Below are 7,007 nucleotides of genomic sequence, written 5' to 3'. Positions count from 1 at the left end.
GGGTGCGGGTGGCGGCGAGAAGGGCCTGCAGGCGATCAACGCCGGTAGCGTGATCACCACCCAGAACACCAACGTCAGCGTCAGCGGAGGCGGCGGCAACTCGGGTTTGAATGCCGACGGTGGTGGCCGCATCGAAACGACGGACGGCGTGGTTATTGTCATCAACGGAGTCGGCGGCCGGATTCAGAATGGCGGCAGCGCCACCATGACCGGCACCGATGTCACCGCCTCCGGCATTGGCGGGGTCGGCTTCTCCTTCGACAGTGGCGGAACGAACCTGCTGCGCTACAGCAACGCGGCAATTCAGGCGAGCGATGCCTCATTTTCTGTCCAGGCGGCGATTGCGGACATCGGGCTCGTCAATACGATCGCGATCACGAACAACAATACCCTGCTGGCGACAGGCGGGGGCGGCAGCACAACGTTCAACGCGCAAGGTTCGACGCTGCGAGGGGTMATCACCACGCCGGCAGGCAATACCAGCAATGTGACGCTTACTCAGGCCACTGCCTGGACGATGACGGGCAATTCGACCGCAACGAGTGTTACCAACGACAACAGCCAGATTATCTATAGCCCTCCCACGGGGGATTTGACGCAGCTCGCGAGTTACAAAACGCTGACCGTGAGAGACTATGTTGGCAGGAGCGGAACGCTCGCTCTCAACACCTATCTCGGCTCCGATGGCTCCCCCTCTGACCGCTTGGTCATTGATGGTGGTCGGGCGAGCGGGACGTCATCGCTGCTGATTTCGAATACCATTGGGCCGGGCGATCTGACCCTAGGAAATGGCATTCTCGTCGTAGATGCCATCAACGCGGGCACGACGGATGCAGGTACATTCGCGCTAGGCAGGCCGGCTATTGCAGGGCCGTACGAATATGCCCTCCTACGGGGCAGCGTGGACAATTCAGGACCTCAGAATTGGTATCTGCGATCGGACTTGCAGCCCGATCCAACGCCACCAGGGCCCGACCCGACTCCAATCCCGCCTGGGCCGGGCCCGACACCGGCGCCGCCAAGCTCGGGTATTCCGAATTTCCGGCGAGAAGTCTCGCTGTTCGCCGCGCTTCCGGCGATGGGGCTGATATATGGCCGTACCCTGATCGACAGCCTGCACGAACGGGGCGGCGAATTGCACCCGCTCGCGCTGCCGCCGGTCAGCGAGGAGCGGACGATCTGGTGCAAGAATCCGGAGAAAAACTTTCGCTGCACCACCACCGTGCAACTTCCGGTCGGCGCCAGYGTCCCCGGCAGCTCCTATGCTTCGGCCGGCTGGGCCCGGATCATCGGCCAGCACGGCAACCAGGACGGTGGCCCCTGGGGCATCTACCGCAACGGCCCGAACTACGATTACGACATGTACGCCTTCCAGGCCGGGCTCGATCTCTATCGCAGCCTCGGCACTGACGGCAGCCGCAACCACGCCGGCCTCTATGCCGCGATCGGACGGATCGAAGGCGATGTCACCCATTTCAACGGCATCAAGGCCGGCACCAACACCATCGACGGCTATTCGCTCGGCGCCTACTGGACGCATTTCGGACCGTCCGGCTGGTATCTCGACGGGGTCGTGCAGGGCACCTGGTACGCTGCAGAGGCTGACTCAAAGCGCTTGTTCAAGTTGAAGCGCGATGGTTTCGGCTTCGCGGCCTCGCTCGAGGGCGGTTATCCGCTCCAGCTAGGCAACGGCTTCATCCTTGAGCCACAGGCACAGATGATCTACCAGACCCTGGCCAACGGATCCGGCCGTGACGAGGCGGCGCTGGTGCGCTTCAGCGATGCCGATTCTCTGGCCGGCCGCATCGGCGCCCGCCTGGCCAAGAGCTGGACGCTGGAGGAGGATCCGCGCGCCAAGCCCCGCCTGCTCACCGCCTGGCTGAAGGCGAGCCTCTGGAACGAGTTCCTCGGCGATCCCAAGACCTCGTTCTCCTCGGCCACGGGGCTGATCCCCTTCCACGCCGATCTCGGCGGCTCCTGGGCCGAACTCAGGACCGGTGTCGACGCCCAGATCAGCAGGAACACAGCGCTCTACGCGTCGGCCGGTTACTCGATCGGGCTCAATGGCCGCTCGCGCGCCTATGACGGCCGGCTTGGGATCAAAGTAAGTTGGTAGCGCAAGCTGTGAGCGTCCCTGAGACCGTTGCTGAAGGGGCAAAGCGATCGACGCTACATCTAAAGGGCGAGTGCGGCCAGCGCGTCACCTGGTAGGCGCGGGCGTCTGCGGGGGAGCTTCGCGATTGCACCAACCCGGCTGTCCTTACCCTGTCTTGCCTTCAGTCGAGTTGCCCGGAAGCGGACCCTGCAGATGTCGGTGACGGGCCGCCAGGCTAGGATGATTTAATTTCCGAGTTGGGTCGTTTCCGGAAAGGGCGACGGCGGACCACCAACGTCCGGGATGGGAGCCGGCCGGATTGCATCAAGGCGTTCCGTTCGGCGCGCCCAGTTCCTCATCGACCTCGCCCTCGAAGGCGCGCTTCTTCCCCACGATGAAGCGTCGGTAGCCTTCAGGGCCGATCTAGGCATTGACACCCGCCGTCTCGGCACGTTTCCGCTTGCCGATCGGGACGGCATCTCCTCAGTCGGGCTGAGTTTGCGGTCCGGTCGGCAGGAGCTTTGCCATTTTCCTGAGGTTCTGGACGGTGGCTACGACGAGAGCGGACGTCGTTCCCCAAGCAGACATGCGATGGAACCGGACGTGGTAATGGGCTACCTTCCAAATTGGCTTCCCAAGAAGCTGTCTCCATTGGACCTTAAGTCCTACGTCTACATAGTTTTCGAGATGGAGACCCGGGAGCGATCAATGCGGTGTACCCGATATTCGAGCGCGGTTGTCATTGGCCTTGTAGCGAGCAGCCTGGTTGCAAACGTGAAGGCGGCAGAGGGCCCCTTAGTCACCTATCAAGGAGCCTGGCTCGCGGACGACCTCGCTTGTGGAGACGTATTCACGCCGGGGCGTAAAGGAATGATGTTCAAGGTCCCTACGGAGCTATTCGTCCCTGCCTTCATTATCTCCGGGGATCGCATCAGCACGCCTTGGACGGCCTGCCGGATTGGCGCCGTCAGCCGCATCKGCGACCGTGATAACCTGTCACTATTCTGCGTCCACTCTGTTACCCGCACCCAGTCCTCCGCGATCCTAGCAAAAGGGTCAGACGGGCGCTTAAAGCGCTATTCCAACGCCAGCGATCAAACCGGCAGCAACTACAGGCTCTGCAGTAAATAGGCCTCCGGAGGTCTCAGTGTGACACTGACAGACCGCCGGTAAGCAGATCTTCGGTTGGTGCTTTATGCCCCCGGCTTCGCGGGGATCGCCCCTTAGGGGACCTTCGACGATGCATGCAATGGGGGCTTGATGGCCTGAGCGACCGCTGCGGCGATCTTCTGCGCTACGCCACTTTCGAGATCGATGATGTTCCCGGAATGCAGGTCGGCCTCGTAAATAGCGGACCAGCGAATGGCGGCCGTTTCTCCATCTACGAGCCGGCTGGTTATTCTGAGCTTGTTATCGGCAGCACGGATCATCCCCTCAAGGATGTGCCGGGCGCCGAGCTGACGCCGGGCAGCGGATGATCGCTGCGCCAGGTCATCGGAAGCCTCGCTTCGGACGATTGTCAGCCCCTGAAACGTAGCGAGCTGCGAGAGCATCTCTTCGGAAAGGCCGGCAGCAAAAACACCGGCGTCTGGCGTTGGGGACAGGTTGACGAATGGCTTTACGAGAAGAGAGAGACCCGGGGTGCTTGTCGATGAAGCAGCCGGTCGTGATGAATCCCCCATTACCATGACTGTCACAACGGTACCGAACGCCAGCGCAGTAACCGAGCCGATGAGCCAGGGGCGTCTGAGCCAGCCGAAGAAGTCTGGACGGGGTTGGGATAGCGGCTGCGGTTCGGTCAATGAGAGGGGTTGGGCAAGCAACTGATCGCCCAATCGCCATGCAAAGCTCGGCACGTAGCTTCCCTTGGGAATTTCGATCAGGACCCGGTCTGTCTTGCCTTCAAGAAAGTAATATCGCTCCAATGCGCGCCGGAGCCGACCGGCCTCGATGCGCACGACCGGATCGTTCAAAATGTCGATATTCGCATCCCGCCCGAAGACTTCGACCGCGATCGAATAGGCCTTTATGCGGTCGGCCCGGCCAGCGAGCGTCTCCTCAATCACATAGGACAGAAACCGCCGCAGCCGATCCGGAGCGCTGAAATCGCGGCTTGCCAAAATGCAATGCAGTTGCGCGCGGATATCGGCTTCGCATGGCGCGGGTTGCGGTTGGGAACGCGAGGCATCAGGAACAAAACTCGATGTCACTTGCCGGTTCATGGAGTTAATTCTCCCGCTCATCAATCCCGGCATGCGCATGATGTTCAGATGGGGCGATCACTGCGATCCCACTTAAGGGTATTCGCTCAGATTTCTACACCCCTTAAATCGCATCGGGCAATATTTGTTGCTTAAATATTCGCCAAATTTCGGACGAACTATGGTGGCGCGCTGCGGCAATAATGCGGTCGACGCGCGGGCTTGACCCTCCGTCCCGCCTTTGACATTCCGTCCCAGCTGGATGTTCCAAATTCATTCTTGTTCCGTACTAATTACAGTGCCAGCGGCCAGTATGGCTGATGCGGTCGCCGCAAGGCTTTGCGTGGCGACGACCCCGGAAAAGCGGAGCGGTTCACAGATGTTCCGATCTTGACCCGCGGCCAATCGGTCCATGTGACCGAGCAGATGGCCAGTCGGGTTCTCGAAGGATTGGAAGGCGTCGTCGCCCGGGCTCAGCGCCTATTCACGCTTGAATGGTCCGAGACCATGCCGCGCAGCGAGTTCTTTGCCGACATGAAGATCGCCGTTAGTTCGGATGTGCCCTTCACCAAAGGTGAGGAGACGATACAGATTGGCAATGCCTCAGTGCGTATGATCCAGTTAAGCCGAGGTATCAACGAATTTGAGCGTGTCACCATTTCAACAGCGACGCTGCCGGCCCCGTATCGGGTCGCAGAGCTGGAAGATTCGCTGAGACGCGTCGTATCAAATGCGTTTGAAAGCATCGGGGCGAGCCAAGTTGGCGCGAGTATAGTCAGTAACTTCAGCGGCGCCACCAGTGTCACCGCAACCGGAAAAATCTCTATCGGCGGAAAGACCTTTTGGATGGCCTTTCGCAGCGTCTATCGCGAAACCCATACGCAGGTGCTCGAGATTCTGACGATTTCGGACGCTCGCTCGAAGGCAGTAGCCCTGCGAGAGCGTCAGGAAAATGACATTCGGCTGCTCGATTGAGTGTGGATTGCCGTCCTGGATGTGGATGGGGGGACCTGGCCCCACGCTCTTGAGCGAGCTCCCTCGGCAGATCGCCGGGTGTATTGCTACGTATACCCGGCCTACGGATATGGCTACCCTGCCTATTATGGGCCGCGGGTCTATTGCCGCCTGCGTCATTACTATGCGCGGCCAGCCTATTATGCCCCCCCGTTATTACGGCTGGAATCGGGGCTATTACCGCCAGAGCTACTACTGGTGAGGCTAGGACAGACGATGAGCTCTCGCTAGGGAAACACTGATAGCTTCGCCCGATTGGCCGTGCCACTGCACGAACTGCGTCGACCTTACCTCAGTGAACCTTCAGATCGTGCCATACCGTTGTCTCAGATGCGGATCAGAGGCGGTTGTGAAGTACGGCGATCCCGCAATATCCGACGTGTCTGGCCGTACTGTCGCGTCATGGGACAAGGACACGCTATCGAGCGGCCTTCATCTTTGTCCCAACTGTGAGAAGCGAACGCTGAGGTTTGGTGATGGTGTTCTCCAGCGGCCACGTCTGATGTACGACTAAACTGCTCGGATTTTCGAGAAGGCGGTCCTAGCCGGTCGCACCGAGGGTCTGTTAGCCCACCCAATTCGGCGAGCCTGGACGACGGTACCGGCCAGCAACGGACACTTCCACCGGATGGCGACTTGGGGCAAGATGCGCAGACCGTAACCATAAGGAAGCGGGTCCACGCCCAGAGTTTATGCAAACAGCGCGACCAATCGCGCCCTCATGTACTCCGTTATAGGGTGGCCACGATGACAAAGCTCCATCCCGTGCACGATCTTCAGGCCAACCTTGAAGCAGCGCGCCTCAAGTTCATTGAAACACTAGCGGGGAAAGTGTCCCCACCCACTCCCGATGCGTTACGGGAACTTGCGGCAATTCATATGGCCCTGTCTGCTGTTCGGGAAGAAATCGAGTTGCATAGCGTAAGATTGGGATGGGGCGATAAGGACGAATTGAACTAACTGAAGTGTATCGAATCGCGTCAATTGCCCGCGACGGTGGCCTGCCCCCATCAGGTGGCCCGGTTCTAATCTAATGCATGCTGGGCTTGGCGGCCACGTTTGAGGTGGCCGGCGAAGCGGGTTGGGTTTGCGTAGCCGGCCACGCCACGGCGGTTGGTGYTGGCGGCCGGTAGCCGAGCGAGGAGTGTGGGCGCCGGGTATTGTAATGCTGACGCCAGCCCTCGATGACGATCCGGGCCTCGGCGAGGCTGTAGAACAGCTCGGTGTTCAGGAGTTCGTCGCGAAGCTTGGAGTTAAAGCTCTCGCAATAGCCGTTCTCCCAAGGACTGCAAGGTTCGATAAATGCCGTCTTCGCTCCAACCGCCACGATCCMCTCCCGCACCGCCTTGGCGACGAACTCGGGACCGTTGTCCGAACGAACATGCCCGGGCACTCCGCGGAGGATGAAGAGATCGGATAGCACGTCGATGACGTCGATGGACTTGAGCAGCTGCCTGGCCGGCACCTTCAGCCCCTCCCGCCGCCAGATCCGCTCTACTCCCGCCCCCTTGGGCCGTCGCCTATCGTTGCAGCTTCACCGAAGTCCCGCTTCCCCCCGCGGTCGCAGAGGCGAACGACGAGGGATCCAGGCGGGCCAACCCGGAGGCCACAACATGTCGACATTGAAGCACTGGTCGCTTGCTTTCGCCCTGCTTGCCGGCGTGGCGTCCTGGTCCGACAGCCAGCCGGCCAGAGCG

General features: G+C 60.5%; 4 protein-coding genes and 1 pseudogene. 3 read left to right on the top strand and 2 right to left on the bottom strand.

Annotated features, from left to right (window positions below; genetic code table 11):
- The coding region (locus AC1DJT_RS32390; protein WP_476835679.1) for an autotransporter family protein at positions 1 to 2,116 on the top strand (2,116 nt) is incomplete at its 5' end.
- Positions 2,117 to 3,318: 1,202 nt separating this feature from the next.
- Here the strand turns inward: AC1DJT_RS32390 and AC1DJT_RS32385 are convergent.
- Entirely contained in the window at positions 3,319 to 4,317 is a 999-nt protein-coding gene (locus tag AC1DJT_RS32385; RefSeq protein ID WP_476770525.1) for a hypothetical protein, read from the bottom strand.
- Positions 4,318 to 4,686: 369 nt separating this feature from the next.
- Here AC1DJT_RS32385 and AC1DJT_RS32380 point away from each other — a divergent pair, with 369 nt between their 5' ends.
- Both AC1DJT_RS32380 and AC1DJT_RS32375 read left to right on the top strand, forming a co-directional pair.
- A complete protein-coding gene (locus AC1DJT_RS32380; RefSeq protein ID WP_476770526.1) occupies positions 4,687 to 5,271 on the top strand; it encodes a hypothetical protein in 585 nt (194 codons plus the stop codon).
- Between the two features lie 786 nt (positions 5,272 to 6,057).
- The gene (locus AC1DJT_RS32375) at positions 6,058 to 6,270 is read left to right on the top strand and encodes a hypothetical protein (RefSeq protein ID WP_476770527.1); all 213 of its coding nucleotides are present in this window, start codon (positions 6,058 to 6,060) and stop codon (positions 6,268 to 6,270) included.
- A 70-nt stretch (positions 6,271 to 6,340) separates the two neighbouring features.
- Here AC1DJT_RS32375 and AC1DJT_RS32370 read toward each other — a convergent pair.
- Positions 6,341 to 6,790 (bottom strand): annotated as a pseudogene (locus AC1DJT_RS32370) (integrase core domain-containing protein); the annotation flags it as partial.
- Positions 6,791 to 7,007: the final 217 nt, after the last annotated feature.

It is taken from the genome of Allobosea sp. 05T422_2 (assembly GCF_056396265.1).
The sequence above is the reverse complement of the archived record's forward strand: the minus strand, read 5'-3'. Positions and strand labels throughout refer to the sequence as shown.

What these genes read in the sequence shown, in the direction of transcription:
- AC1DJT_RS32385 (WP_476770525.1), bottom strand. Translation starts at nt 4,317, where the DNA reads ATGAACCGGCAAGTGACATCGAGTTTTGTTCCTGATGCCTCGCGTTCC.
- AC1DJT_RS32375 (WP_476770527.1), top strand. Translation starts at nt 6,058, where the DNA reads ATGACAAAGCTCCATCCCGTGCACGATCTTCAGGCCAACCTTGAAGCA.